22 protein-coding genes are annotated in these 23,510 nt (G+C 58.7%); 13 read left to right on the top strand and 9 right to left on the bottom strand.

What is annotated here, in order from left to right:
- Positions 1 to 6 precede the first annotated feature (6 nt).
- The 5 genes from ACQE3E_RS20625 (at position 7) to ACQE3E_RS20605 (ending at position 5,123) form a co-directional block, all read left to right on the top strand.
- Positions 7 to 672 carry a response regulator transcription factor gene (locus tag ACQE3E_RS20625; RefSeq protein ID WP_071158834.1) on the top strand — a complete coding sequence of 222 codons (666 nt, stop codon included), beginning with the start codon at positions 7 to 9 and terminating at the stop codon, positions 670 to 672.
- Positions 669 to 1,994: a sensor histidine kinase gene (locus ACQE3E_RS20620; RefSeq protein WP_313730456.1), complete on the top strand. Its 1,326-nt coding sequence runs from the start codon at positions 669 to 671 to the stop codon at positions 1,992 to 1,994. The genes ACQE3E_RS20625 and ACQE3E_RS20620 overlap by 4 nt, the downstream gene beginning before the upstream one ends.
- A 107-nt stretch (positions 1,995 to 2,101) precedes the next feature.
- Positions 2,102 to 4,438 carry a TonB-dependent receptor family protein gene (locus ACQE3E_RS20615; RefSeq protein WP_313730457.1) on the top strand — a complete coding sequence of 779 codons (2,337 nt, stop codon included), beginning with the start codon at positions 2,102 to 2,104 and terminating at the stop codon, positions 4,436 to 4,438.
- A gap of 206 nt (positions 4,439 to 4,644) precedes the next feature.
- The gene (locus ACQE3E_RS20610; RefSeq protein WP_168028170.1) at positions 4,645 to 4,833 is read left to right on the top strand and encodes a hypothetical protein; all 189 of its coding nucleotides are present in this window, start codon (positions 4,645 to 4,647) and stop codon (positions 4,831 to 4,833) included.
- Positions 4,827 to 5,123 (top strand): type II toxin-antitoxin system RelE/ParE family toxin, encoded by a 297-nt coding sequence (locus ACQE3E_RS20605; protein WP_313730458.1) that lies wholly within the window; start codon positions 4,827 to 4,829, stop codon positions 5,121 to 5,123. Before ACQE3E_RS20610 ends, ACQE3E_RS20605 begins: the two co-directional genes overlap by 7 nt.
- A 212-nt stretch (positions 5,124 to 5,335) precedes the next feature.
- Here ACQE3E_RS20605 and ACQE3E_RS20600 read toward each other — a convergent pair whose 3' ends face one another.
- The gene (locus ACQE3E_RS20600; protein ID WP_064030914.1) at positions 5,336 to 6,211 is read right to left on the bottom strand and encodes a LysR substrate-binding domain-containing protein; all 876 of its coding nucleotides are present in this window, start codon (positions 6,209 to 6,211) and stop codon (positions 5,336 to 5,338) included.
- Positions 6,212 to 6,585: 374 nt separating this feature from the next.
- Here ACQE3E_RS20600 and katG point away from each other — a divergent pair, with 374 nt between their 5' ends.
- The 3 genes from katG (at position 6,586) to ACQE3E_RS20585 (ending at position 10,634) form a co-directional block, all read left to right on the top strand.
- Positions 6,586 to 8,808, top strand: a complete 2,223-nt coding sequence (gene katG / locus ACQE3E_RS20595) for a catalase/peroxidase HPI (RefSeq protein ID WP_427501009.1) — start codon at positions 6,586 to 6,588, stop codon at positions 8,806 to 8,808.
- Positions 8,809 to 9,569: 761 nt separating this feature from the next.
- Positions 9,570 to 10,130, top strand: a complete 561-nt coding sequence (locus tag ACQE3E_RS20590) for a HupE/UreJ family protein (RefSeq protein ID WP_313730460.1) — start codon at positions 9,570 to 9,572, stop codon at positions 10,128 to 10,130.
- Positions 10,131 to 10,265: 135 nt separating this feature from the next.
- A complete protein-coding gene (locus tag ACQE3E_RS20585; protein ID WP_064030911.1) occupies positions 10,266 to 10,634 on the top strand; it encodes a hypothetical protein in 369 nt (122 codons plus the stop codon).
- Positions 10,635 to 10,824: 190 nt separating this feature from the next.
- On the opposite strand, the gene ACQE3E_RS20580 is transcribed toward ACQE3E_RS20585, so the two are convergent.
- The 5 genes from ACQE3E_RS20580 to ACQE3E_RS20560 all read right to left on the bottom strand — a co-directional run bounded on the left by ACQE3E_RS20580 (position 10,825) and on the right by ACQE3E_RS20560 (position 13,427).
- Complete coding sequence (locus ACQE3E_RS20580; RefSeq protein WP_313730461.1) at positions 10,825 to 11,316, bottom strand: hypothetical protein; 492 nt, start codon at positions 11,314 to 11,316, stop codon at positions 10,825 to 10,827.
- 91 nt (positions 11,317 to 11,407) lie between these two features.
- On the bottom strand, positions 11,408 to 12,028 hold the full coding sequence (locus ACQE3E_RS20575; protein ID WP_313730462.1) for a hypothetical protein: 621 nt from the start codon (positions 12,026 to 12,028) through the stop codon (positions 11,408 to 11,410).
- The gene (locus ACQE3E_RS20570; protein ID WP_313730463.1) at positions 12,025 to 12,408 is read right to left on the bottom strand and encodes a copper resistance CopC family protein; all 384 of its coding nucleotides are present in this window, start codon (positions 12,406 to 12,408) and stop codon (positions 12,025 to 12,027) included. Before ACQE3E_RS20570 ends, ACQE3E_RS20575 begins: the two co-directional genes overlap by 4 nt.
- 19 nt (positions 12,409 to 12,427) lie before the next feature.
- Positions 12,428 to 12,832, bottom strand: a complete 405-nt coding sequence (locus ACQE3E_RS20565; RefSeq protein ID WP_313730464.1) for a hypothetical protein — start codon at positions 12,830 to 12,832, stop codon at positions 12,428 to 12,430.
- A 16-nt stretch (positions 12,833 to 12,848) separates the two neighbouring features.
- Positions 12,849 to 13,427 carry a hypothetical protein gene (locus tag ACQE3E_RS20560; protein ID WP_313730465.1) on the bottom strand — a complete coding sequence of 193 codons (579 nt, stop codon included), beginning with the start codon at positions 13,425 to 13,427 and terminating at the stop codon, positions 12,849 to 12,851.
- A 111-nt stretch (positions 13,428 to 13,538) separates the two neighbouring features.
- Between ACQE3E_RS20560 and nikR the strand changes: the two genes are divergently transcribed.
- From nikR to ACQE3E_RS20545, 3 genes are all read left to right on the top strand, one after another.
- Positions 13,539 to 14,006 (top strand): nickel-responsive transcriptional regulator NikR, encoded by a 468-nt coding sequence (nikR, locus tag ACQE3E_RS20555; protein WP_313730466.1) that lies wholly within the window; start codon positions 13,539 to 13,541, stop codon positions 14,004 to 14,006.
- Between the two features lie 173 nt (positions 14,007 to 14,179).
- Positions 14,180 to 15,466 (top strand): HupE/UreJ family protein, encoded by a 1,287-nt coding sequence (locus ACQE3E_RS20550; protein ID WP_313730467.1) that lies wholly within the window; start codon positions 14,180 to 14,182, stop codon positions 15,464 to 15,466.
- Between the two features lie 108 nt (positions 15,467 to 15,574).
- Complete coding sequence (locus ACQE3E_RS20545; RefSeq protein WP_071158812.1) at positions 15,575 to 17,785, top strand: TonB-dependent receptor; 2,211 nt, start codon at positions 15,575 to 15,577, stop codon at positions 17,783 to 17,785.
- Positions 17,786 to 18,182: 397 nt separating this feature from the next.
- Here ACQE3E_RS20545 and ACQE3E_RS20540 read toward each other — a convergent pair whose 3' ends face one another.
- The 3 genes from ACQE3E_RS20540 to ACQE3E_RS20530 all read right to left on the bottom strand — a co-directional run bounded on the left by ACQE3E_RS20540 (position 18,183) and on the right by ACQE3E_RS20530 (position 21,371).
- Positions 18,183 to 18,617: a hypothetical protein gene (locus ACQE3E_RS20540; RefSeq protein ID WP_071158810.1), complete on the bottom strand. Its 435-nt coding sequence runs from the start codon at positions 18,615 to 18,617 to the stop codon at positions 18,183 to 18,185.
- Positions 18,618 to 18,804: 187 nt separating this feature from the next.
- The gene (locus ACQE3E_RS20535; RefSeq protein ID WP_064030901.1) at positions 18,805 to 19,794 is read right to left on the bottom strand and encodes a zinc-dependent alcohol dehydrogenase family protein; all 990 of its coding nucleotides are present in this window, start codon (positions 19,792 to 19,794) and stop codon (positions 18,805 to 18,807) included.
- Positions 19,791 to 21,371 carry an AAA family ATPase gene (locus ACQE3E_RS20530; RefSeq protein WP_313730468.1) on the bottom strand — a complete coding sequence of 527 codons (1,581 nt, stop codon included), beginning with the start codon at positions 21,369 to 21,371 and terminating at the stop codon, positions 19,791 to 19,793. The genes ACQE3E_RS20535 and ACQE3E_RS20530 overlap by 4 nt, the downstream gene beginning before the upstream one ends.
- Before the next feature lie 281 nt (positions 21,372 to 21,652).
- On the opposite strand from ACQE3E_RS20530, the gene ACQE3E_RS20525 reads away from it, so the two are divergent.
- Entirely contained in the window at positions 21,653 to 22,480 is an 828-nt protein-coding gene (locus tag ACQE3E_RS20525; protein ID WP_313730469.1) for an undecaprenyl-diphosphate phosphatase, read from the top strand.
- A 45-nt stretch (positions 22,481 to 22,525) separates the two neighbouring features.
- On the top strand, positions 22,526 to 23,509 hold the full coding sequence (locus ACQE3E_RS20520; protein WP_313730470.1) for a calcium/sodium antiporter: 984 nt from the start codon (positions 22,526 to 22,528) through the stop codon (positions 23,507 to 23,509).
- Position 23,510: the final 1 nt, after the last annotated feature.

Raw genomic sequence — 23,510 nt, 5'->3', positions numbered from 1 at the left:
TAGGCGATGAAATTGCTGTTGGTTGAAGACGACGTTGCATTAGCGGCGCCGCTAAAGATGGACTTGGAGCGGGCCGGCTACGTCGTCGATACGGCCGCGGACGGCGAGCACGGTGAGTTTCTCGGCGCTACCGAAGATTACGACGCGGCGATACTCGATTTAGGCTTGCCCAAATTGGCCGGCCTCGACGTTTTGAAACGCTGGCGGGATGCCGGCAATGCCACGCCGGTGATCGTTTTGACCGCTCGCGATGCCTGGTACGAGAAAGTGGACGGCTTCAAGGCCGGTGCCGACGATTATTTGGGTAAGCCGTTTCATCCGCAAGAATTGCTGGTCAGGCTGCAAGCCATTTTGAAACGGGTTCACCGCCATAATCAGTTTACGTTGCAGGTGTTGGGCGTCCTGCTCGACGAGGATGAGCAAACCGCCGCGGTCAATGGCGGGGAGGCTTACCCGCTGACCGCGATCGAGTTTCGGCTGTTGCGCTATTTCATGATGAACGCCGGCAAAGTCCTGACCAAGTCGCAATTAGGCGAACATATCTACAGCGAATCGGACGAGCCAGACAGCAATGTCATCGAAGTCTACGTCAAGCGCCTGCGCAAGATTGTCGGCAGCGATTTGATCCAGACTCGCCGGGGCCAGGGTTACGTGTTCGGAAGCCGGCCATGATGGCGTTGCGCGAGCGCCTGGGCCGCGGCCTGATCGCCGCGCTGTGCGTGATTTTCGTCGTGCATTGGATCGCGGCGGATTGGGTCATCCGCACCGTCGCCGAGAGCCAGATGGCGAATCGATTGGCCGACGACGGTTATTCCTTACTGGAATCGCTGGCCTCTGCCGACGACGATAAACTCTCGTTCAACCGCTTGCGGATCAGCTCGGTCTACAGCCGGCCGCTGTCCGGCCATTACTATCTGGTCAAAATCGACGCCGAAGCCCATCCGTCGCCGTCGCTGCTGGATTTTCCGTTACCGGTTCAAGCCGTTGGGCCGGAACAGCAGACGCTCTATCATCTGTCCGGTCCGGAAAATCGACCGTTACTGGTGTTGAGCCTGGGCGCGGTGCGCTTTGGTCATAGAATCAACATTCATATCGCCGAGGATTTGTCGGCGGTCGATCACGATATCACCTGGATACGCGCCGCCTACTTTGCGCTGACGTTGACGATTCTGATGGCTGCGATCGGCGTGCTGAGTTGGGATGTCGGACGCGCGTTGCGGCCGCTGACGCTGGTCGGCGGCGAACTGGAACAAGTCTGCGCTGGTCGGCGCCAGCGTATCGAATTGGACGTGCCGGACGAGATCAAACCGCTGGTGAACGAGATCAATCATTTGCTGGAACTGGTTGCCCGGCGCTTGCAGCAGTCCCGTACCGCGATCGGCAATCTGGCGCACGCGCTGAAGCCGCCGCTGGCCTTGCTGTTTCGGGTTGCCGAAGAACCGGCGTTTCTGGACCATCCCGACTTGCGCGAGCAAGTGCGGGGCCAAACCGAAACCATCCGGCGCTGCATCGAGCGGGAACTGAAACGTGCCCGGATCGCCGGAGACCAGCAGGCCAGCGCCGCGTTCAATCCCCGCAAGGAATTGGTGGCGTTAAAAAAAACCCTGCGGGCGATCCATGCCGAGAAGGACCTGGATATTCAGATCACCGCCCCGGACGCATCGGTGCATTTCGACCGGGAAGACATGATGGAAATGCTCGGCAACCTACTGGACAACGCCTGCAAATGGGCCAGGCGGCGCATTGATGTTGAGCTGGCCTTTGCCGACGAGGTGTTGGTGCGGGTCGCCGACGACGGGCCGGGTTGCGGCGAAACCGAATTGCCGGGGTTAACCCGGCGCGGGGCACGCCTGGACGAGTCGGTGCAAGGTCACGGCCTGGGTTTGGGTATCGTCGCCGACATCGTCGATAGTTACAAAGGCAGCCTGCACCTCGGCCGCAGCAAGGCATTGGGCGGATTTCTGGCGACGGTGCGTCTACCGTTGAGCCGCTAAATCCAGAGCCGATTTTCAGTTTCGATTCACGCGTGTTCGTTAAATTGCGTTAAGCATCCTTCGCTTCGGTTGGTGGATTCCGGCGGGAAAGCCGGCCGGGGCGGAGGATGTGCCAACTCAAATTCGAACGGGAAGTGAACGACATGCAGAATAAATGCGGAGTATGGCCGGCGCTGATCGTCGGCGCGCTGGCCCAAGGTGTGTTTGCCGGCGAAACCGCCGAGTCGACTCGAACTCAAACGGCGGAGGCCGATCTAAACGAGGCCTTGCCCAGCGTCGAAGTCGCCGAAAGCGTCGAGAAGGCCGCGACCTTCTCCGGCTCCACCTCGGTGATCGACAAGCAAACCCTGGAGCGCGACCAGGTATTCACCGTCAACGAGGCCTTGCGCAAGGCCCCCGGCGTTTATGTCCGCGACGAGGAAGGCTTTGGTTTGCGGCCGAATATCGCGTTTCGCGGCCAAAACCCGTTTCGCTCCACCAAGGTGTTGTTTTTGGAGGACGGCATTCCGTTCAACTTCGCGCCCTACGGCGATAACGACATCTACTACCATCCGCCGATCGAGCGCTACGATGGCATCGAAATTTACAAGGGCGCCGACTTGACCCAATTCGGCCCACAAACCATCAACGGCGCGATCAATTATCTGACGCCCAAGGTACCGACCACGCCCGGCGGTTTCGTCAGCTTTACCGGCGGCAACCGCGATTATCTGAACGGCCATGCCCGTTACGGCGGCATGGTCAAGAACGTGCAAGGCCTGGATGCGGTCGGCGGCGTGGTCGATTACATTCACAAGGAAGGCATGGAAAATCGCGACAACACCTTCGCCGTGGTGGACGACGCCAACCTGAAAAGCATCATCGACTTTGACGCGCGCAATCGCCTGACGCTACGCGGCGATTTTTACCACCAGGACGAGCAAGGCGCGGCCTTCGGCTTGACCGACGCCGAATACCGCAAGCTGGGCGCTCGTTACAATCCGGATAAGAACGCCAGCTTCATCAACGACCGCTGGTCCACCTCGGCCACCTACGAGCACAACTTCAATAAGGACGTGACCTTGGAAACCAGCTTTTACTGGTCGGCCTACGAACGCAACTGGTGGCGGCAGCAGAATCAGTTCCCGACCGAAAACCAATGCAGCAGCCTCGGCATCGCCAATTACGTGCAAAATCGCGAAAACGGCATCGCGGTGGATATGAACGACTGCAACTACAACATCGGTCGCAAGCGCAATTACGAAACCTGGGGCATTGCCCCGACTCTACATGCCAAGCACGATCTGTTCGGCGTCGAAAGCCATTTGGATGCGGGTTTTCGCGCGCACTTCGAGAACCAGTACCGCCGGCAAATCCAGGGCAGCTCGCCGACCGCGCGCGACGGCACCTTGCTGGAAAACAACCAGCGTTTCGCCGATGCCTATTCCGGTTTTTTCCAAAATCAATTCATTTGGGGAAACTGGACGGCGACCCCCGGCGTTCGGGTCGAGTCGGTGAGTTACCAGCGTAAGGATGTGCGAACCGGGATCGCCGGCGGCAACGGCATGACCGAAATCCTGCCGTCGTTCGCGGTGACCTACAGTCCAATCGATCAGGCCACGTTGTTTTTCGGCATCCATCGCGGCTTCGCGCCGCCGCGCGTCGAGGACAGCGTCAACAATGCCAACGGCGCGGCGGTGGAGATTGGCCCGGAAATCAGTTGGAACGCCGAATTCGGCGTCCGGGCCAGACCGGCGCGCGGCGTTAAAGCCGAAGTAACCTATTTCCACAACGATTTCGATACCCTGACTGCCTTGGGTACGGTTGGCGGCGTCGATACCCCGGTGGCGCAGGGCAAAGCGCTGTATGACGGTTTAGAATTGATGGCGCGGGCCGATCTCGGCGACGTGTTCGGCTGGGCGCACAATCCCTACGCGCAAGTCGCCTACACCTGGCTGCCGACCGCAGAAACCACGTCGCCGTTTCATTGCCTGACCGACAGCGGCCAGGCGACCGGCTCCAGCCAGAACGCGACCTTCACCCGATTCTGTCCGGGCGGGAACGTATTCGGCTCGGCGGCAGGCAAACGCGCGCCCTACGCGCCGGAAAACCTGCTGACCGCGACGCTGGGCTACTCGCATGCCAGCGGCTTCGATGCACACTTGGAAGCGGTGTTCGTCGGCGAGCAATTCGCCGACTTCATGAACCTGAACAGCGCCGGCGACCTGCCGTTGGATGTCGGCACCACTGCTCAACGCAACGCGCTGATCAAGTCCGGCCAGTTCGGCAAGATTAACGATTACGTGGTGGTCAACTTCGCCAGCTCCTACAAGGTACGCAAAGACCTCACCCTGTTCGTTTCGATGAAAAACATGCTGGACAACACCTACATCGTCGACCGGGTGCGCGGCATCCAACCCGGCGCGCCGCGTTTGGTGCAGGCGGGGTTTAAGTACGAGTTTTAGCGAGGCGACCTCGCAACGTTGTGTATCTTGTCTTCCGCTTCACCTTGAACTGGCTTGCGCGGACGGTGTTGAAGAGCCCTGTTTCTCGACGATGGTGGTTACCGCGTCCAACCGGTAGAATGGTGGTCGCCAATGCACACTATATCAGTGCTCCGGGCCATGCCGGATAAGTCTAAAACCGTCAGCGACCAAAGGAGAAGTACACCATGCAACGACAACGGACCACTAAACAAGAAGCCCTTGCCATCATCCAGCGCTTACCCGATACCGCCGACATGGAAGAAATCATGTACCGGCTCTATGTGCTCGAAAATATCCGTCGCGGCCGGAAAGACGCCGAACAGGGCAGAACCGTACCCGCCGAACAGGTGCTGAGAGATATTCAAGCGTGGTGAAGTGGACCGATCACGCATTGGGCCAGCTTCGTCACATTCACGACTACATCGCACAGGACTCACCGATTTATGCCAAACGGGTGGCCGAAGCGTTGGTCGCTAAAACGCTTGACTTGGATCAACTGCCCCGTATTGGGCGCATGGTACCGGAGTTGAGCGACGAGGCAGTACGCGAACTTTCGCTTTACTCCTACCGCATCCTTTACGAGATCAAACCCTCCCATATTGAAGTGTTAGCAGTCATTCACAAGCGCCGCGACTTACGGACGGACGAGATTCTACGCGAGTAGTAATAACGAAGCGAGTCCGGCGCGTGGTGCCGTATTCCAGACTAGCGGTTGCCGGTTCAGGGCGCGCTGCTGGCCGTTACCTACAACGCAAAGACTTCCAGCCCGGTGGTGCGAGTGCGGTAATTTGTCAACACATATTGGGCGCGTCGAGCAAGAGGCACTCGCGGGACTTCCGCGCGGCAGATCGGCGCGCGAAGGCGGTGGAACGAATCTCAGACCAGCGGTTTGTAAGCCAATAGTCCCGCCAAGTCCTCGAGCAAGCCGGCGCGGGGATGGGCCTTCAGCCACACCAGCGCAATGGTGCGGCTGGGCCGCTGGCGGATAGCGATGTAGCGAATGTCCTTGTCGTCCGGCTGCACCGCTACCGACGGCATCAGCGTCACGCCGACGCCGTTCTTGACCATGTAGCGCAGGGTTTCCAGGCTGGAGGCCCGGAAATCGTGTTCGACGAATCGGGACGGATCGCACAGCTTCAGCGCTTGGTCGCGCAGACAGTGGCCTTCGTCCAGCAATAGCAGATTCTCTTGGGCCGCCATGCCCAACTCCACTTCGTCCAACTCGGCCAACGGGTGGTCGGCGCAAACCGCCAGCGTGAACGGATCTTCGAATAAGATGCGTTGTTCCAGAGCGTCGATGGCCACCGGCAGGGCCAGCAGCGCCGCGTCCAGCTTTTTGCTCAGCAGAAGCGCGATCAGAGCCTGGGTTTTTTCCTCGACCAACTGCAGTTTCAGTTCCGGATAATGTTGCTTGATGCGAAACACGTATTCCGGCAGTACGTAACTTGCCAGCGACGGAAACGCGCCCAGCGATAAGTGATTGCGGTACCGTCCGCCGGCGTGGGCGGCGATTTGCCGGATCGAGCGGGCATCGTCCAGGATGCGGCGGGCGAGGGGTAGAACCTCGCGGCCGGCTTCGGTCAAATCCACATGGTTTTTCTCCCGCACGAACAAGTCCGCGCCCAGATAATCCTCGAGCTTCTTGATCTGCGTGCTGAGGGTGGGCTGACTAATCGAACAATGTTCGGCGGCTTGACTGAAGTTTCTTAAATCCGCTACCGCGACCAGATAGCTTAAATCGCGCAAATTCATTCGTGGTGACCCGTGTATTTAAGATGTGCCGAAAGGAACCGACGGCCGGAAACATTATCCATGATTGCGCGGGTTCCGCTGCTATTGATGCGAACTATCGGCCCATCCAAGAAATCAATTTCAGTCCGATGGCGGAATTCGGTTGAATAGTCTCGCCGACAACATCACAAGGCGAGCGCGAAATTCGATGGCACGTCCTTGCATAACGTTTAACCGGTTCGGCAATGCCGTCGCCGCCGAAGGCCGAGTCGGTCAATTCCGGACATCGGCTCTACAATTTTGCTTGCCTTCGTTTGGCCAGATAGCGGAGAAGTTGACCGAGCGGGCAACGGCAAGCATTTTCGACCAATCATCATCAGGACTAGAGGTGCATCATGAAAACCCGACAAACCTTCCTGGCTTCCGCTTTGGCGGTCGCTATTATCACGGCCTTGCATGTCGCGCCGGTACAGGCCGACATACAGCCCACCACCAACAATTTCTGGTGGCCGGAGCAACTGGATTTGAAACCGCTGCGCCAGAATGCGGCCGAGTCCAACCCGCTCGGCAAGGCCTTTAACTACGCGGAACAATTCAAAACCCTGGATCTGAAAGCGGTCAAAAAAGACATCGCCGACGTGTTGCATACCTCTCAGCCCTGGTGGCCGGCCGATTACGGCAATTACGGTCCGTTCTTCATCCGGATGGCCTGGCATAGCGCCGGCGTTTATCGTATCTTCGACGGCCGCGGCGGCGCTTCCGGCGGCCAGCAACGCTTCGAGCCTCTCAACAGTTGGCCGGATAACGTCAACTTGGACAAGGCCCGCCGCTTGTTGTGGCCGGTCAAGCAGAAGTACGGCGCTAAATTATCCTGGGCCGATTTGATGGTGCTGGCTGGTAACGTCGCGTTGGAAGATATGGGTTTCAAAACCCTCGGTTTCGCCGGCGGCAGGGCCGACGACTGGGAAGCCGAGGTCGTCAACTGGGGCATGGAGAAGAAATTTCTGGCCGACGTACGCCATGACGCCGACGGCGAACTGGCGAAACCGTTGGGCGCCACGCAAATGGGGCTGATTTACGTCAATCCCGAAGGTCCTGGCGGCAATCCCGATCCGTTGGCGGCCGCCAAGCATATTCGCGAGGCCTTCGGCCGGATGGCGATGAACGACGAAGAAACCGTGGCGCTGATCGCCGGCGGCCACACCTTCGGTAAGGCCCACGGCGCTCATAAACCCGACGAATGCGTCGGCAAGGAACCGGCCGCCGCCGGTATAGAACAGCAAGGTTTGGGCTGGGCCAATAAATGCGGAACCGGACATGGCGCCGACACCGTCAGTAGTGGTCTGGAAGGCGCCTGGTCTACCAATCCGACCCGTTGGACCCACGACTACCTGACCTGGCTGTACACCTTCGATTGGCAGCAAACCAAGAGTCCGGCCGGCGCCACCCAATGGATTCCCAAGGATAACAAAGGCGAAAACTTTGTGCCGGACGCGCACGACCCCAACAAACGTCATGCGCCCATCATGTTCACGACCGATATTGCGTTGAAAATGGACCCGGAGTATCAAAAAATTTCTAAGCGCTTTCTGGATAACCCGAAAGAATTCGAAGCCGCGTTTGCCAGGGCTTGGTTCAAGCTGTTGCACCGCGACATGGGGCCCAAGGCCCGTTACGTCGGTGCCGAAGTGCCGGCCGAGGATTTTGTCTGGCAGGACCCGATCCCGAAAGTCGATCACAAGCTGATCGACGCCAAGGACACCGCCAAATTGAAAGCAACCATCCTGGCCTCGGATTTGACGATACCGGAATTGGTCAGAACCGCCTGGGCATCGGCGGCGACCTTTCGCGGCACCGATATGCGAGGCGGCGCCAATGGCGCCAGAATTCGCTTGGCGCCGCAGAAGGACTGGGAAGCCAACGATCCCGCCGAACTGACCAAAGTGCTGGCTCGCCTGGAAACCATCCAAACCGACTTCAACCGTTCCTTGAAAGGCGGCAAGAAAGTCTCGCTGGCCGACGTGATCGTGCTCGGCGGTTCGGCGGCCGTGGAAGAAGCGGCGAAAAAAGCCGGTTTTAAAGTACAGGTACCCTTCAAACCGGGCCGGATGGATGCCTCGCAGGAACAAACCGACGTGAACTCGGCGGCGGTACTCGAGCCCAAAGCCGACGGTTTTCGTAACTACTTCGGCAAGGATAACGCCCATTCGCCGGCGGAAATGCTGGTCGAGCGCGCCAACTACCTGACATTGAGCGTGCCGGAAATGACGGTGTTGATCGGCGGTATGCGCGCGCTGGATGCCAACGCAGGCCATAGCAAGCACGGCGTGTTCACCAGTCGGCCCGGCACGTTGACTAACGACTTTTTCGTCAATTTGCTGGATATGTCCACGCAATGGGGCAAGTCGGCGACCGAAGGCGTTTACGACGGTAAGGACCGGGCTAGTGGCCAACTTAAATGGACTGCAACGCCGGTGGATTTGATCTTCGGCTCCAACTCCGAATTGCGGGCAGTCGCGGAAGTCTATGCATCCGACGATGCCAAGGAAAAGTTCGTGCAGGATTTCGCCAAGGCTTGGGCCAAGGTGATGGACTTGGATCGGTTCGACGCCCGCTGAGTAGCGTTTGTTCGCGGCCTCGCTTGTCCCGTGCTCGGGCAAGTGGGGCGTGTTACTAAGCTTGAGTTTCTTAATGTTAACCGCCGACGTTTCAGATCATTGCGGCGAGTGGTCCTGAATTTGTCGGCCGATTTGATCAATCGCCGCGACCATAATCGCCGTCAAGCTTCAGGCTGACTTTCGTGTCCAAACCGGGAATGCCGAGCGCACGGGTCAGTCACTGCGATTGTTTCTAGCGTTCGGATACAGGGAGTTACGCCGCAAATCGACGTAATTCCCACTCCTCCATCGTCAATAAGTGGTTGCCGCAATTGGATTGTCGCAGAACAGCTCAACTTAATTTCCCATCGTAAATCCGGTTGGTAAAGCGTACCGACGGCATCCGCCGAGACCGGTTGAGGCCGCTTCGCACGCCGGCGTTGAGCTGGGTCGGCAAAAAAATCAGGCCGTTATGAAATATTTTTATTTATTCCTATCTCTGCTAAAATGAACTCGTCTTATTCATCCGCTCAGCCTTGAGGCATTCCAGGCTTGGTTGGGTAAGGCATAGCGATACCCTAATGGTTAGGGGGGCGGCCTATTTTGGACTGCTGTCCAAGTGCCGGTTTTCTCGGCCCCCGCCATGTCTTCACAGTTGTCATAGTCCGCTCTTGGCGCGGTTGCCTGGATTGAATCCGCTCGGCCTGGCCGAGTTTTTCGCCTTTTCCGGCAAGACGCCTGGGGTATCGGTCAATATTCAACCGCCTTGATTGGAGGTAGCGATGAATGGCAGGGCAGATTTTTTACAACGCACGATTCCGGTCCTTCTGTTACAGCCGCTGGTTGTCGAGGCCCATCCGTTTCACTGGGGGGCTGAATCCGTCGGCTTTGTCGGTGGCTTACTTCATCCGTTGACCGGCACTGATCATCTGCTGACGATGTTGGCCGTCGGATTGTGGATTTCTCAAACCCCTGGTGCTTGGAGTCGTTTACTGCCGCTGGGGTTTGTGGCAGCTATGGCAGTCGGTTGCGGCTTGACGCTGATCCCCGTTGAAATTCCCTTTGCAGAAGCGGTCATGGTCGCTTCGATATCGATGCTGGGCTTGTTCTTGGTTTTGGGCGCGAGAGTGCCGGTGGGCGTCGGACTGTTGAGCATCGAGCTGTTGGCAGTGCTGCACGGTTACTTGCATGCCTATGACATGTGGCTGGATGCCGACGCCGTCGCGTATTCAGGGGGCTTTGCGCTGGCGACGTTGATCTTGCTGGTTGTTGGCGTCGCGACCGGGCATTGCTTCGGTCGTTTAGCGCGAAAGTATCGGCAAGCAAGGCCGATGGCGCGCTAGATCGTTAGCGGAGAGTTCCATTCGCCGTTTTTTACGTTTGATAAAAAAGGAGTATTTAGGTAAGTGCGCAATTAATGATGTATCCGAAACAATAATTTTAATTATCAGTCAGTTATATTTAGAGGTTTAGACCCCATGTCGTTTCAAAAAATGTTTGTTGCCTTCGCGCTGTTTTTCTCTCTATTGGGCTTTACCGGCTCGACGTTCGCGAAAGAAGTAAAAAAACCGATCCCCGAGATTTTGAAAGAAGTCGATGTGAAAATTCAGGCGGCATTGGACGCGCTACCTTCCGGGAATGCTCAAGAAATCGCGACCCATATCAAGGATGCGTCTGAAATTGCCAGCGAACTGAGCGCCAACTACAAATTCGAATTCGAACGCGACAAAGTGGTACTCAAGCTGAAAAAGTCCAGGGAGCTGGTGAAAAAATCCGATTTTGCCGGCGCCGAACAAGAGCTGAAGACTGCCAAGGAAGGTTTCGCGAATCTGCCGAAATACCAATAAACGGGGGTTTTTGGCATCGAGCGATGTTCGGTCGATGCCTGGTATTGAGCCGTCAAGTCCGTTGGACTGACGGCTTTTTATTGTTTAGGTGTTGCCGGGCCCGGCGGAGATTAGCATTCTTGTCTTGAACGGGCAGGTTTAAGGTAGAAAGCGTTTGGGGATAGCGCCACGCTGGGCACCACCTTCGTCATTACTCGGACGTGCCGAACGCCTGATTGGTAAACGGATTGCTTGTGGGACGGACGACCACGTTGAAACCGAACTCGGTTTGCCGGTGGCAGCTATTACAGGCTTCGGTCAGCTTATCGTAATGTTCGATAAATGCTTGCGGGTCCCGCGCGGCGATAGCCTGCTCCAGTTTGGCTAACGGTTGATCCATATGCGCGGCAATCAGGCTTGGAATCGGCTCCTTGATCTGTTTGTGGCTCGGGTGATAGCGGCCGGCATCTTCCAAACCTTCGTGCAGTTCCTCCACTTCGTAGGCGGCCAGCGGCCAGTTTCGGGCTTGGCCGGCAAACCAGAGTTTGGCGTGGCGGGCGGCGGTCTGGGCCATGAATTCGCCTAGGCCGGGCGCGAAGTGTGGGTGGGCTTGGGCGGCGGGGTGTTCGTCGTGGCGATGGGCGCAGCCGGACAGCAAGGCCGAGGCCGCGACCAAGCTCAGTGGAAAAATCAGAGTTTTCATCGTCGATTCCTGTGACGGTTGAATAAGCGGTGGATGTCCCTGCCTTAGCGGGATTTTGCGGTACCCTTGTCGGCCGGATGATGAGCGCGGCTCAGCCGGTCGAATCGGCCGGTCGAGGTTTTAATAGGCGCGGCACAAAATAGGCCGCGCCGGCAATGGCGATGCCGACGGCGCCGATCAGAACGGATAGGCGGCTAGCGGGGCCGGTGCTTTCCACGGCTAGTCCGACCGTCAGCGGCATGTGCAGCGCGCCGACCTCGGGCGCGGTATGTAGATCGGTGTCGTCGACACTGAGTATTGCTTGGTATTTGCCGGGGGTTTTGAAATCCACGGTGGTGGTCAGCACGCCTTGCTTGGCGACCGTCATTGGTAGCTCGACGATGATTTGGCCGTCCTCGCGTAGAATTTTCAAGGCTACCGGTTTCTTGCGAACGTCCAGATCCAGCAGATCGACGCTGATCTGAGTCTTGCCGGTCGCCGGAATGTCCACGCATTCAGCTTGAGGTAAGGCCTTGCTGTCCTTGGCCTGGGTCGGGTCGAACTGATAGGCGGCAAAATTGACGACGTAGTAATCGTTGCTGAGCATGCAGCCGTACAGGTCGTAGCTGCCGCCGGCACCCTTGCGGTTGCCGCCGAGCGGCACCGACGCCGCGGCTTGTTCGATGCCGCCCGCGCACAGGATGAGACCGAAAATCAGTCGAGCGCGATTCATGGATGTTTCTCCGGGGCGGCTGGGGTTGCGGCGATCACGAATTTCGACACGCCGCTGACGATCAGGCCGTCTTCGGTAATCACCCGATAACGCATCGCGTAAGGGCCGGGCGGCAAGGGCTTGGTGGTGGCGGTTAGTCGATGCCGTTCGCCGAGAACCAAGCGGGCATCGCCGTTGTCGACCCGCTGGCCGTTGCCGTTGACGACCACCACCGAAGGCGAGCGACCGCCAACATTGCCGCTAAACCAAAATTTGACCGTGCCGTCGAACTCGCCGATTTCGGCGCCGTTCTTGGGATCGGATTTCAGCAGGATACCTTCGGCCTGGCTGGCGGCATTGATTGCCAAGCCGAGAATGGCGGTAAGCGTGTAGCGAAGCATGAATTTTGTACGCATGGCGTTAGGGGAGGTCGAACCAGCCGGCGATGAACAACACGATGGGGTCGGCGAGCGGATGGAAGAAGCCGAGGGTGATCAGGGCCAAGCCAATCACGAACAGGCGCGTCCACGCTTGCAGAGCCAGTTCCTGTTTTCGCCACAGAAAATGCAGAATCAGCCAGCTCGCCAGCCAGACCCCGAGCGCCAGGGTTTCCTTGCCGGAATAGGAGCCGATCGCGCCGTCCGGTCCGCTGCCGCGCGAGCCGGGTATCCAGTAGCCGTAGCCATGCACCCATTTATCCAGCGTCGGCGTCAGGCGCGAGATGTGGTGGGTGATCATCAATGTTAAAAAAGCCAGCAGCAAGGACAGGCTGGCGGCGACAGCCGGGCCGGAGTACGCGGTTCGGTTTTCGGTGGAATCTGTCATGGTCGGCTCGTAAAGGTCAAACGAAGCGGAGTTTCGCCAGGATTAGGCCGGCCGCGAAACCCAGCAGCAGAAAACTCCAGGACACCAAGATCGTCACGCCGACAAAGCGGGCGACGTCGCGGCGTAGCGCGTTCGGCAGGCCGTAGTAATACAACAGAAAGGTGGCCGACAACATTAGCGGAAACGGAAACAGCGAAACGAATTCCTTGAATTCCATCAGCACGTTGTGGAAGGCCGGCACCTGTTGCAATATCCAGTCGCGCGGACCGTGCTGGCCGCGATAACGCATGTAGATCCAGTTGCCGCTGATCGCGCCGGCCAGATTCAGCAGTGTCGCTGCCACCAGCCAATACCGCAGCGAAGTCAGGTCGACATGAAGCCCGCGAACCAGAGGCAGCGCGCGGTGGGTCAAATAGGTGCCGGCGACGACCGCCAATATCGCGCAGACGCCGTGCAGGCCGGCCTTCAGGCTGTAAGCGGTGGGATAAAAAAAGTTGGCGGCGGGCAGTAGCAGCAGCAATAGCAGTGCAATCGCCGCCTGGCCGCGAATCAATATCTTGCTGAAATGATCGTGAGTGTAGGGGCTGGCGGACATTCAGGCTCCGTTGACGAGACAAGGCCGGCGTGTTTCCGGTTGCAGATCGGGCACCGGTCGGCTTGGGTTATAATCGGGCGTTTCCGATAACAATAACGACAGGAGCCGGTCTTGGAACGATTTACCATTTCTTTGAGCGACGAATTGGCCGTCGAATTCGACCAATGGATAAGTGCTCGGGGTTACTCCAACCGCTCGGAAGCCGTGCGTGATTTGTTGCGCAAGGAAATCGAAACCAAGCGCCTGGTCGAAGACGAAGCCATCTACAGCATCGCGACGCTCTCCTACGTTTACAACCATCACGAGCGGAATTTGTCCGAACGCCTGACCAGTCATCAACACGAGGCCCACGATTTGGTGGTGTCGTCGATGCACGTCCATCTGGACCACGACGATTGCCTGGAGACTTTGTTTTTGCGCGGCTTGACCCAGCGCATCCGCGGTTTCGCCGACAAACTGTCCGCCGAAACCGGCGTTAGGCATAGCGCGCTGAACTTGGTGCCGGTCAAACTGGCGGCCGTGCAGCATCAACATAGCCATCACGGGCAAACCCACACCCATTTCCATCCGCATAGTTGAAGGCGATACAGTTTTGGCGGCGCGTAAATCGAGCAGCAACATTCGATTACCGTAGCGATAGGATGTTTTTTTTAAAATTCATATTCGGAAAGCAGTATGATCTGCCGTATGATAGATTGTCAATTCATCCTACAAATATTTTTTAAGCCCTAACCACTCTCAGAGTATCTCCGATGTCGCCCACTACTCGCATAACCGCTGCCTATCGCCAGCGACCCGTGCTCGCGCGTTGGTTGGCGTTGGGCTTGTTGTCGGCGGTGGGCTTGGGGTTTTGGGCGGGACCATTCGCCGGCGCCGACATCGGCGGCTGGAGCAGCGGCTTCAACCACCCCTGGAAGGGTTGGGATCATTTGGTGACGATGCTGGCCGTCGGTATCTGGGCCGCGCAACTACGCGGCCGTGCCGTCTGGATGTTGCCGTTGGCTTTCGTCGGCGTGATGAGTTTAGGCGGTTTGGCCGGCGCGGCCGGGTTGGCGATTCCGAGCATGGAAGGGCTGATTTTGCTGTCCTGCGGGGTATTCGCGGTGTTGATTGGCCGGCGGGTCAGTTACGGCACGACTGTCAATCTGGCCATCGTGGCGTTTTTCGCTTTTTTCCACGGGCTGGCTCACGGCCAGGAAATTTCGGCTTCGGCAAGCTTATTGTCCTATACCGCAGGTTTCATGTTGGCGACCCTGCTGCTGCACGGCGCCGGCTTCCTGGTCGCTAAGCTGGCGGTGCTGGTTGCTGCCTTTCTGCTGACGGCCTGTTTCTCGAACATAGCGCTCGCGAAAGCCGCACCGCCTGCTTTCGCGGCCGAAAGCTTGGCAATCGAGGGCTTCGAGGCCGGGCATCTCCCGGCTTGGCAATCGGTCGAACGCGTGTCGGAGGCGGTGTCGGCATCGGCGCGGCGCGGCATGGCTCAAGCGGTGGCGGATTGCGAACTCCTTCGCGGATTAGCCGAAACCGCCGACGGTGGCGGGTGGCCCGAATCGGGTTTAGCCCTGATTGCGCCGGACGACGGCGGTTCCGCTCATATCCGCTTCAAGCATTTTTTTCCGAGCATTAATCACACGCCAGGCAAATCGCTGCTGAGTAACGGCGTCGGCCTGACTTCGCCGCCTGCCTTGCCCGTCGTTTCCGCTCGCTTCGTTTTTGCCCCGTTAGATACCTTCCCGATTTTTCCCGCCGAAAACCACTGTTTTCGCGCACTGCTTGCCGTATCCGGCGGCCTTACCTTCGTAACATTTTCCGATAGCCGGTATCGCCCTGTCGATCTCCTGCCTGTCCCATCGCTGCGTTTCGCGATCGCACCGGACCTAGCTTCTCGTAGTCCCGAAGCGCGTCGTATCGGTGGATTTCAAGTTTCGTTCGCGCCGGCTTATTTCCGACAAGTCGCCGCTCGCGTTAGCCAAACTCTGGCCGGTTCCGGTCAAGGTCAACACCAAAACCATAAAAATAACGAAAATTTCGACACTTGAGGAAGACGATGAAGCATTCGCAATCATTGGCGCCATGCGCCGCCCATCGCGCTGGTCAGGATTGGCCGGCGTCAAATCTACATTCTCGGCAATATGCACGGAGCTGACATGAAGTGTTACAACAGAAAATTAGGAAAAACCCGTTTGGCCATCGGCCTGGAGTTGGTTTTAGGATTGGGTCTTGCCGAGCTCGGCTTCGCGGCGGAACCGGACCAGACCGTGCAAACCGCTGAGGCCGTGCCGGCGCGCGCCGAGTCCGTCAAGCGCAAAACCAAGGCCAAACAGGAGAAGATTGAAGAGATGGAAGCCGTCGAGGTCGAGGAACCCGGCCGCGCCAAGGATTTGATCGGCATTGCCGGATCGGCCTCGCAGGGCGAGGTCAGCCAAAAACAATTCGAGCATCGTCCGTTGTCCCGTAACGGCGAGCTGGTCGAAGTCATACCCGGGGCGGTCGCCACCCAGCACAGCGGTTCCGGTAAGGCCAATCAATATTTCCTGCGCGGATTCAACCTGGACCACGGCACCGACTTCACGACCTATGTGGACGGTATCCCGATGAACATGACCACCCACGCCCACGGCCAGGGCTATATGGACATCAACAGCATCATTCCCGAGTTGGTTAAGAAAGTCGAATACGGCAAGGGGCCTTACTACGCGGAAGTCGGCGACTTCTCGGCGGCCGGTTACGCCAAGATGTACACGATGGATAAATTGTCGCAAGGCATATTGAAATTCACCGCCGGCCAGTACGATTACTATCGGACCTTGGTCGCCGACTCGATGAAGCTGGGCGACGGCGACTTGCTGTATGCCGGCGAGTTCAACCTTTACAACGGCGTCTGGCAGGTGCCGGAAGACTCCAAAAAATTCAACGGCCAACTGCGCTACTCGCTGGGCGGCGAGGATTGGGGCTTGGCATTAAACGCCAAGGCTTATTCGAACAGTTGGACCGCGACCAACCAGATTCCGCAGGCGGCGGTCGACAACGGCGGCATCGGACTCTACGGCAGCATGGACCCGACCGACGGCGGCGAAACCAACCGTTACAGCGTTTCCAGCAGTTTTTGGAACCAAGGCAGCGACTGGAAAAACGACGCCAATCTGTACGTGTTGTACACCGACTTGAATTTGTATTCCAACTTCAGCGGTTTCACGCGCGGTCCCGGCGGCGATCAAATCCTGCAAACCGAGCGGCGGGTGCAGACCGGCGGCCATTTCGAACATACCCGTTACAACAAATGGTTCGGCTTCGATATGGATAACAGCGTCGGCTTGCAATTCCGTAACGATCAGATCATGGGCCTGGGCTTGTACGAAACCGAAGCGCGCCAAATCGTCAATACCGTCAGCAAAAGTAATGTCGGCGTGACCACGATAGGCACTTATTTCAAGAACACGACCCACTGGCACGATAAAGTGCGAACGATTGCCGGCCTGCGCGGCGATTTCATCAATAACGACGTCGAGGTGTTGGATACCGGCAGCGGTTCGGCCAACGTGGCCGCCGCCAACTCCGGCAGTCGCGGCAAGGCGATGATCAGCCCGAAACTCAGCTTGGTGATCGGTCCCTGGTACAACACTGAGTATTTCTTCAATATCGGTTACGGCTACCATTCCAACGATGCCAGAGGCACGACGCTCAATTACGAGCCGACCAGCGGCGCCTTGCTATCGGGTTCCTCGGCGCGGATTACGCCGGCGGCGTGGTCGCGCGGCGGCGAAGCCGGCATCCGCAGCAATTTCATTCCCGGCTTGAACAGCACCTTCGCGTTATGGTGGCTGGAGTCCAGCCAGGAGCTGGTGTTCGTCGGCGACGAAGGCACTACCGAGGTCAACGGCAAGTCGCACCGCTATGGTATCGAGTGGACCAACTACTACAAGCCGACCGATTGGCTGACGCTGGACGCCGACTATGCGTTGACCACGGCCCGTTTCGCCGAGCGGCCGGACGGCGCGACCGACAACTTCGTCCCCAACTCGGTTGGCCGGGTGATTAGCACCGGGATTACCGTCGAAGATCCGACCGGCAGCACCGGCTTGTTCGGCACGCTTCGCTTCCGCCACTTCGGCCACGTACCGCTGGACGAATCCGGCACCTTTTGGGCCGGCGATACCAACATCGTCAATCTCGGCGCCGGTATCAAGCGCAAGCAATATAAATTGGAAATCGACGTGTTCAACCTGCTCGGCTCGCAAAGCAACGACATCGCCTACGCCTACGATTACAACTATCCCTACAATAATCCGGGCACCGGCATTTTGAAGCATCCGGTCGAGCCGCGCATGGTACGCGGCACCATCACGATCAACTTTTAGCGGGTCCCGGCCGCTCGGCCGAGTCTTGCGGATTCGGCTGGGGATGGTTTGGGAACCCGTTTCGTTGACACGGATGGTAGCGGCCGTTGAGTAAGGCTTAAGCCGAGATTCCAAGTGGTGGCGGCAGTTTAAGCGCCGCCTACTTCGGTTAGCGGAGCCGCTGTCTCTATTCGTCGGTTATGCGGACTGTTCCGGTCGAACCGGCCGGACGGCCGTTTGGGCAAGGGCCGGCGTAATTTCCGACTATCCGCTTAGCTATCGGCGGATGCGGGTCGGCTTAAAGCGGATCGATTGACGGCGAACGCCGTCGTTGGGGAGCTTGAACAACCGTCCGCCCGGTTTAATGTCGGGCAAACGGTTAAAGCGGGGGGATTGGGATTAGGATTGGGCCGACGTCTTAGTCCTTCAAGCCGCTGATGCCGTCCAACGACCAGTTTTCGATGTCGGCCGCGCCGGAGGTATCGTCGCCCTTGGTGTATTGAATGCGGCAAGCGTAGTGACGCAGTACCGGAGCGGTGTCCTTGCCGCTGATCTCGACATCGGCGTTGACGATGTATTCGTAATTACCCAAGCTCCAGACGTTGGTGGGTTGGCCGGCGAAATTAAAATTCTGATCTTCGTCCGCGTCGGCCTTGATGTAGTTGTTGCAGTGCGCAAAGGCTACCGCGGTCATATCGTTGCTGACCGGCATCGGGTTGGCGGCGTCCTTGCTTTCGACCAAGAACAGGTCGGATGCGGCGATATCGTACATAAAGGGCAGGAAGAATTTGATTTGGATCGCCAGCAAGCCCGCGAGGCAGGCGGCGAAAATGATGATTTTCTTTTTGTTCATGGCTCTTGAATAGTAATAGTTATTATCGTGAAGGCGGGAGCGTGATTTTAGCAAAGTTGGCCCTTGCTAGGAAATGCGGTTATCCGGCCGCTAATTTACCCGGAAATTGCGCTTAGCCAAGCGCCAAACGAAAATTTCGGCGAAGTCGGGAATAGCCGGTTTATAGGCCGCGATTGGTTGAAACGGTTCAATCCGGCATCGTCAATACCGCCGCGCCTTGAATGCATCCGGCTCTCAAGCTAGCCAACGCTAGGTTCGCATCGCCGAGCGCAAAGGTTTCCACGCTGGTGCGTACGCCGGCGCGCGGCGCGATCTCGAAAAATGCCTCGCCGTCCTGGCGGGTCAGGTTGGCGATCGACTGAATGCTACGTTCGCCCCACAAGATCGAATACGGAAACGCCGGGATCTCGCTCATATGGATGCCCGCGCAAACCACCCGGCCGCCCTTGACCGTATGTGCCAGGGCTTGCGGTAGTAACGCGCCGACCGGCGCGAACAGGATGGCCGCGTCCATGGCGCGCGGCGGCGCGCTATTCGAGTCGCCGGTCCAGGACGCGCCCAGTTGCCGGGCAAAGCGCTGGCCCGCGTCGTCGCCGGGCTTGGTGAACGCAAACAAGCTGCGGCCCTGCCAGACCATCACCTGGCTGATGATGTGGGCGGCGGCTCCGAAGCCGTAAATGCCGACCGTTTCGGCATCGCCGGCCGCGACCAGCGCCCGGTAACCGATCAAGCCGGCGCACAACAACGGCGCGGCTTCGGCGTCGCTGTAATCGTCCGGCAGCGCGAAGCAATAATGCTGGTCGGCCACCGCGTATTGCGCATAGCCGCCGTCCAGCGTGTATCCGGTGAAGCGAGCCTGGTCGCACAGATTTTCCCGTCCGCCGAGGCAATACCGACAGTGGCCGCAGGTCTGGCCCAGCCACGGCACGCCCAGGCGCTGGCCGATCGCGAAACGTTCGACGCTGGCGCCCTTGGCAACGACCCGGCCGACGATTTCGTGGCCGGGGATCAATCCCGGTTTCGGCTCGGTCAGTTCGCCGTCGACGATATGCAGATCGGTGCGGCAAACGCCGCAGGCGCTGACTTTCAATAACACTTGTTCGGCGCCGCATTCCGGAATATCCCGCTCGGCGGCCCGGAGCGGCAGGCCGGGACGGTCGAAAATCATGGCTTTCATGGCTGGGTCGCCTCCGGGTTCAGTAAAGTCCGCAGCCTGGCGGATAAGGTTTCGGGGAGCTGTGGTGGGGTGGTGTCGTTGCGGCAGACCAGCGTATGTTCGAGCTCGGTGTCGGTCAGGGCCTCGGCGGAGGCGCTGAGATGGGCCAGCACCGTCGGATCGGCTTCGGAAGCGTCGCCGCCTGTTGTCAGGCGCCGTTCGATGCGGCTGCGCGCCAGGCTGGTTTCCGCCGTCACCGCAACGATCATGAAGGCGGCGTCGAGTTCGGCGGCCAGATCGCGAAACGCTCGGCGTTGCTCCAGTTTCAAAAATGCGGCGTCGACGATGACCGGGTAGCCCAGCCGCAGCAACGCGCCGGCCGTGTCGGCAAGTTTGACGTATGTTTGCCGGCCGGCTTCGGCCGCGTACAGGCCGGCGTCGAGCCCGGAGCCGCTGGCCTGGGTGGGACTTAAGCCGAACAGGCGTTTGCGCTCGACGTCGGACCGCAGTCGGATCAGGCCGAAACCTTCCAATAACAGCTGCGAAATCGCGGTCTTACCGCAGCCCGGCGGGCCGTGCGTGATCAGCAGTACCGGCCGCCGCCGCCGCAGACTGGCTTCGGCCAACTTTAGGTAGGCGTGGCATTCGGACTGGTGGATCGGGTCGCCGCTTGGTTCTGCGCGGAACGCGGCGATTTTGGCGCGCACCGTAGCCCGGTAGCTTAAGTAAAAACGCAGCACGGCCAAGCCGGCGTAATCGCCGCCGGTTTCCAGGTAGCGGTTCAGAAACCGGTAGGCCAGATCGGCGCGGCCGCGATGCAGCAAGTCCATAACCAAAAACGCGCTGTCGTTGATCGTGTCTATCCAGCGCAGTTCGGGGGCGAATTCGATGCCGTCGAAGGCGACCGGCCGGTCGCGCAGCAACACGATATTGCCCAGATGCAGGTCGCCGTGGCATTCGCGAATCCGGCCGGCTTGGCGGCGGCGCGGCCAGATGTCAGCGTCGGCGGCGAATTCGGCCGCGCTGGCGGCCGCCAGCTGGGTCAGATCGGCGAATTTCCGGCCCGCCGCCGTTTCGGCCAACTGTTGGAAATTCTGCCGGGCTGGCCCGGCGACGGCGTCCGGCGTGCCGAATGCGGATGTTGCCGGCGCGGGCGGCAGGCCGTCGTGGAATTGGGCGATGATGTCGGCTAGATGATCGATGTGCGTCGGCGTGAGCCGATTTTGATTCAGCAACTCATCCAATAGTCTGCCGGCGCCGAAGCGGCGCATCTTTACCGCGTATTCCACCGTTGGGCTCAGGCCAAAGCCGGGGTGTCCCGGCGTGCCGCCCAGCGTCACCACGTCCAAGTAAAGCGATTTCGCCAGGCGTCGGTTCAGGCGCAACTCTTCTAGGCAGAAAAACTCGCGTTGCGCCAAGTCGGTGAAATTCAAGAATCCGAAATCGACCGGCTTCTTGATTTTATAGGCGTAGCGCCCGGCCAGAACGACCCACGAGATATGGGTTTCCAGAATCGCCACCGTTTTGACCGGATGCGGGTACATCGCCGGATTCAGCAAGGCGGCGATTAGCGGCGGGTATTCGCGGGTAGCGTTCATGGATTGCCTCGGAAGCGGCCGACGCCGCATTCTGGCAGATCGGCGGGCGCGGCGCAAAGTCGCGGCACCGCGAATTCGCCGCTCGGGTCCACCGGGTCGCCAAATCTGGAAATGCACGGCCGGCGCGGCGGAGTAGCCATGCTGACTCGCCGCGGAGTTTTCGACTATAATCCCGCCGCATTTGCGTGGCTTTTTTAAAGTCGTTTGTCGTCTTTCGATACATCCCTTCCACATGCTGATAGCCTTTCTAGCGTCGACAAGGCGCGGAGCCTGATTAAACCATGGACATTACCCTGCTCATCAAATCCCTGATTCTCGGCGTCGTCGAAGGGTTGACCGAATTTCTACCGATTTCCAGTACCGGCCATTTGATTTTGGCCGGCGATCTGCTCGACTTTAACGACGACAAGGCCAAACTGTTCACGATCGTGATTCAGGTGGGCGCCATCCTGGCCATTTGCTGGGAATATCGGGCCAAGATCGTTTCGGTATTCGCCGGTCTGGCGACCGAGCGAACTTCGCAGAAATTCGTGTTGAACCTGGCGATCGCCTTTATGCCGCTGGCGGTGCTGGGCTTGTTGTTCGGCAAGCAAATCGAGGCGGTGTTGTTCCGGCCGGTGCCGGTGGCGTTGGCCTTTATCGTCGGCGCCCTGGTGATCATTTGGGCCGAGAAGCGCGAACACGTTGTCAGGGTCGAGAGCGTCGACGAGCTTAGCCCGCTGGATGCGTTGAAGCTGGGTTTGGCCCAAGCCTTTGCGTTGATTCCCGGCACATCCCGGTCCGGCGCGACCATTATCGGCGGTTTGTTGTTCGGTTTGTCGCGCAAGGCGGCGACCGAGTTTTCGTTTTTTCTGGCGATTCCGACGCTGACCGCGGCTAGCGCCTACAAACTCTACAAATTTCGCGATTTGCTGAAAACCGACGGCGACGTGGCCTTGATCGGCGTCGGCATGATCGCGGCGTTTTTCAGCGCCCTGCTGGCGGTGAAGGGCTTGTTGCGTTACATCAGTCACCACGATTTCATCATTTTCGCTTGGTACCGAATCGTGTTCGGTATCGTCGTCATCGCCACCGCCTATGGCGGCTGGGTCAACTGGACCGTCGATTGATCGGTCCTTTTCGTCGTTTTAATGTTTGTTTTATAAGGGTAGTTTATGGCTTTGCCGTTGTTGATGATAGTCATCGGGCTGATCGTATTGGTTTGGAGCGCCGATTTGTTCGTGGAAGGCGCGGCGGCGCTGGCGAGGTTTTGGGGCATGTCGCCGTTGCTGATCGGCATGGTCGTCATCGGCTTCGGCACCTCGGCGCCGGAACTGAGTGTGTCGGCCTTGTCGGCCTTGCAAGGCAATCCGGGCATCGCGCTGGGTAACGCCTACGGTTCCAACATCACCAACATTGCGTTGATTTTGGGCGTGACCGCGTTGATCAGTCCCATCGTGGTTCAGTCGCAAATCATCAAGAAGGAATTGCCGATTCTGTTCGGCGTGACCTTGTTTGCGTTCGGGCAGCTTTACGACGGCGATCTGTCGCGTAGCGACGCCTTCCTGGAATTGGCGGTATTCGCGGCGGTGATGGGCTGGATGGTGTGGCAAAGCGCCAAGGACCCATCCCGGCAGGCCGATGTGTTGGAAAGCGAAATCGAAGACGAGTTGGACGAACACCGGATGTCGTTTGCTCAAGCCATGATTTGGTTGGTCAGCGGTTTGATTTTGTTGGTGATCAGTTCGCGCTTGCTGGTGTGGGGCGCGGTGTCGATCGCCCACGATTTGGGCGTCAGCGATTTGATTATCGGTCTGACCATCGTCGCGGTCGGCACTTCGCTGCCGGAGTTGGCCTCGTCTATCGTCGCGGCTCGCAAGGGCGAGCACGACCTGGCGGTCGGCAACATCATAGGGTCCAACTTGTTCAATACCCTGGCCGTGGTCGGCTTGGCCGGCGCGATTCATCCGATGGCGATTCCGGTCGAAATCGTCAATCGCGATTGGCCGGTCATGGCTTTGCTAACGTTGTCGCTGTTCGCGCTCGGCTACGCCGGCAAACGCGGCTCGGGTCGTATCAACCGGGTCGAAGGCGGCTTGTTGCTGGCCGTTTACGTCGGTTATACCTTGTACCTGATCGAAACCGTGGTGAGCGCTTGAA

This window comes from Methylomonas sp. MED-D, assembly GCF_050276835.1.
GTDB lineage: Bacteria > Pseudomonadota > Gammaproteobacteria > Methylococcales > Methylomonadaceae > Methylomonas > Methylomonas koyamae_A.
Note: the sequence above shows the minus strand (reverse complement) of the source record. Positions and strands in the feature narration are given on the sequence as shown.

What these genes read in the sequence shown, in the direction of transcription:
- ACQE3E_RS20625 (WP_071158834.1), top strand. Translation starts at nt 7, where the DNA reads ATGAAATTGCTGTTGGTTGAAGACGACGTTGCATTAGCGGCGCCGCTA.
- ACQE3E_RS20620 (WP_313730456.1), top strand. Translation starts at nt 669, where the DNA reads ATGATGGCGTTGCGCGAGCGCCTGGGCCGCGGCCTGATCGCCGCGCTG.
- ACQE3E_RS20615 (WP_313730457.1), top strand. Translation starts at nt 2,102, where the DNA reads ATGTGCCAACTCAAATTCGAACGGGAAGTGAACGACATGCAGAATAAA.
- ACQE3E_RS20610 (WP_168028170.1), top strand. Translation starts at nt 4,645, where the DNA reads ATGCAACGACAACGGACCACTAAACAAGAAGCCCTTGCCATCATCCAG.
- ACQE3E_RS20600 (WP_064030914.1), bottom strand. Translation starts at nt 6,211, where the DNA reads ATGAATTTGCGCGATTTAAGCTATCTGGTCGCGGTAGCGGATTTAAGA.
- katG (WP_427501009.1), top strand. Translation starts at nt 6,586, where the DNA reads ATGAAAACCCGACAAACCTTCCTGGCTTCCGCTTTGGCGGTCGCTATT.
- ACQE3E_RS20590 (WP_313730460.1), top strand. Translation starts at nt 9,570, where the DNA reads ATGAATGGCAGGGCAGATTTTTTACAACGCACGATTCCGGTCCTTCTG.
- ACQE3E_RS20585 (WP_064030911.1), top strand. Translation starts at nt 10,266, where the DNA reads ATGTCGTTTCAAAAAATGTTTGTTGCCTTCGCGCTGTTTTTCTCTCTA.
- ACQE3E_RS20580 (WP_313730461.1), bottom strand. Translation starts at nt 11,316, where the DNA reads ATGAAAACTCTGATTTTTCCACTGAGCTTGGTCGCGGCCTCGGCCTTG.
- ACQE3E_RS20575 (WP_313730462.1), bottom strand. Translation starts at nt 12,028, where the DNA reads ATGAATCGCGCTCGACTGATTTTCGGTCTCATCCTGTGCGCGGGCGGC.
- ACQE3E_RS20570 (WP_313730463.1), bottom strand. Translation starts at nt 12,408, where the DNA reads ATGCTTCGCTACACGCTTACCGCCATTCTCGGCTTGGCAATCAATGCC.
- ACQE3E_RS20565 (WP_313730464.1), bottom strand. Translation starts at nt 12,832, where the DNA reads ATGACAGATTCCACCGAAAACCGAACCGCGTACTCCGGCCCGGCTGTC.
- ACQE3E_RS20560 (WP_313730465.1), bottom strand. Translation starts at nt 13,427, where the DNA reads ATGTCCGCCAGCCCCTACACTCACGATCATTTCAGCAAGATATTGATT.
- ACQE3E_RS20550 (WP_313730467.1), top strand. Translation starts at nt 14,180, where the DNA reads ATGTCGCCCACTACTCGCATAACCGCTGCCTATCGCCAGCGACCCGTG.
- ACQE3E_RS20545 (WP_071158812.1), top strand. Translation starts at nt 15,575, where the DNA reads ATGAAGTGTTACAACAGAAAATTAGGAAAAACCCGTTTGGCCATCGGC.
- ACQE3E_RS20540 (WP_071158810.1), bottom strand. Translation starts at nt 18,617, where the DNA reads ATGAACAAAAAGAAAATCATCATTTTCGCCGCCTGCCTCGCGGGCTTG.
- ACQE3E_RS20535 (WP_064030901.1), bottom strand. Translation starts at nt 19,794, where the DNA reads ATGAAAGCCATGATTTTCGACCGTCCCGGCCTGCCGCTCCGGGCCGCC.
- ACQE3E_RS20530 (WP_313730468.1), bottom strand. Translation starts at nt 21,371, where the DNA reads ATGAACGCTACCCGCGAATACCCGCCGCTAATCGCCGCCTTGCTGAAT.
- ACQE3E_RS20525 (WP_313730469.1), top strand. Translation starts at nt 21,653, where the DNA reads ATGGACATTACCCTGCTCATCAAATCCCTGATTCTCGGCGTCGTCGAA.
- ACQE3E_RS20520 (WP_313730470.1), top strand. Translation starts at nt 22,526, where the DNA reads ATGGCTTTGCCGTTGTTGATGATAGTCATCGGGCTGATCGTATTGGTT.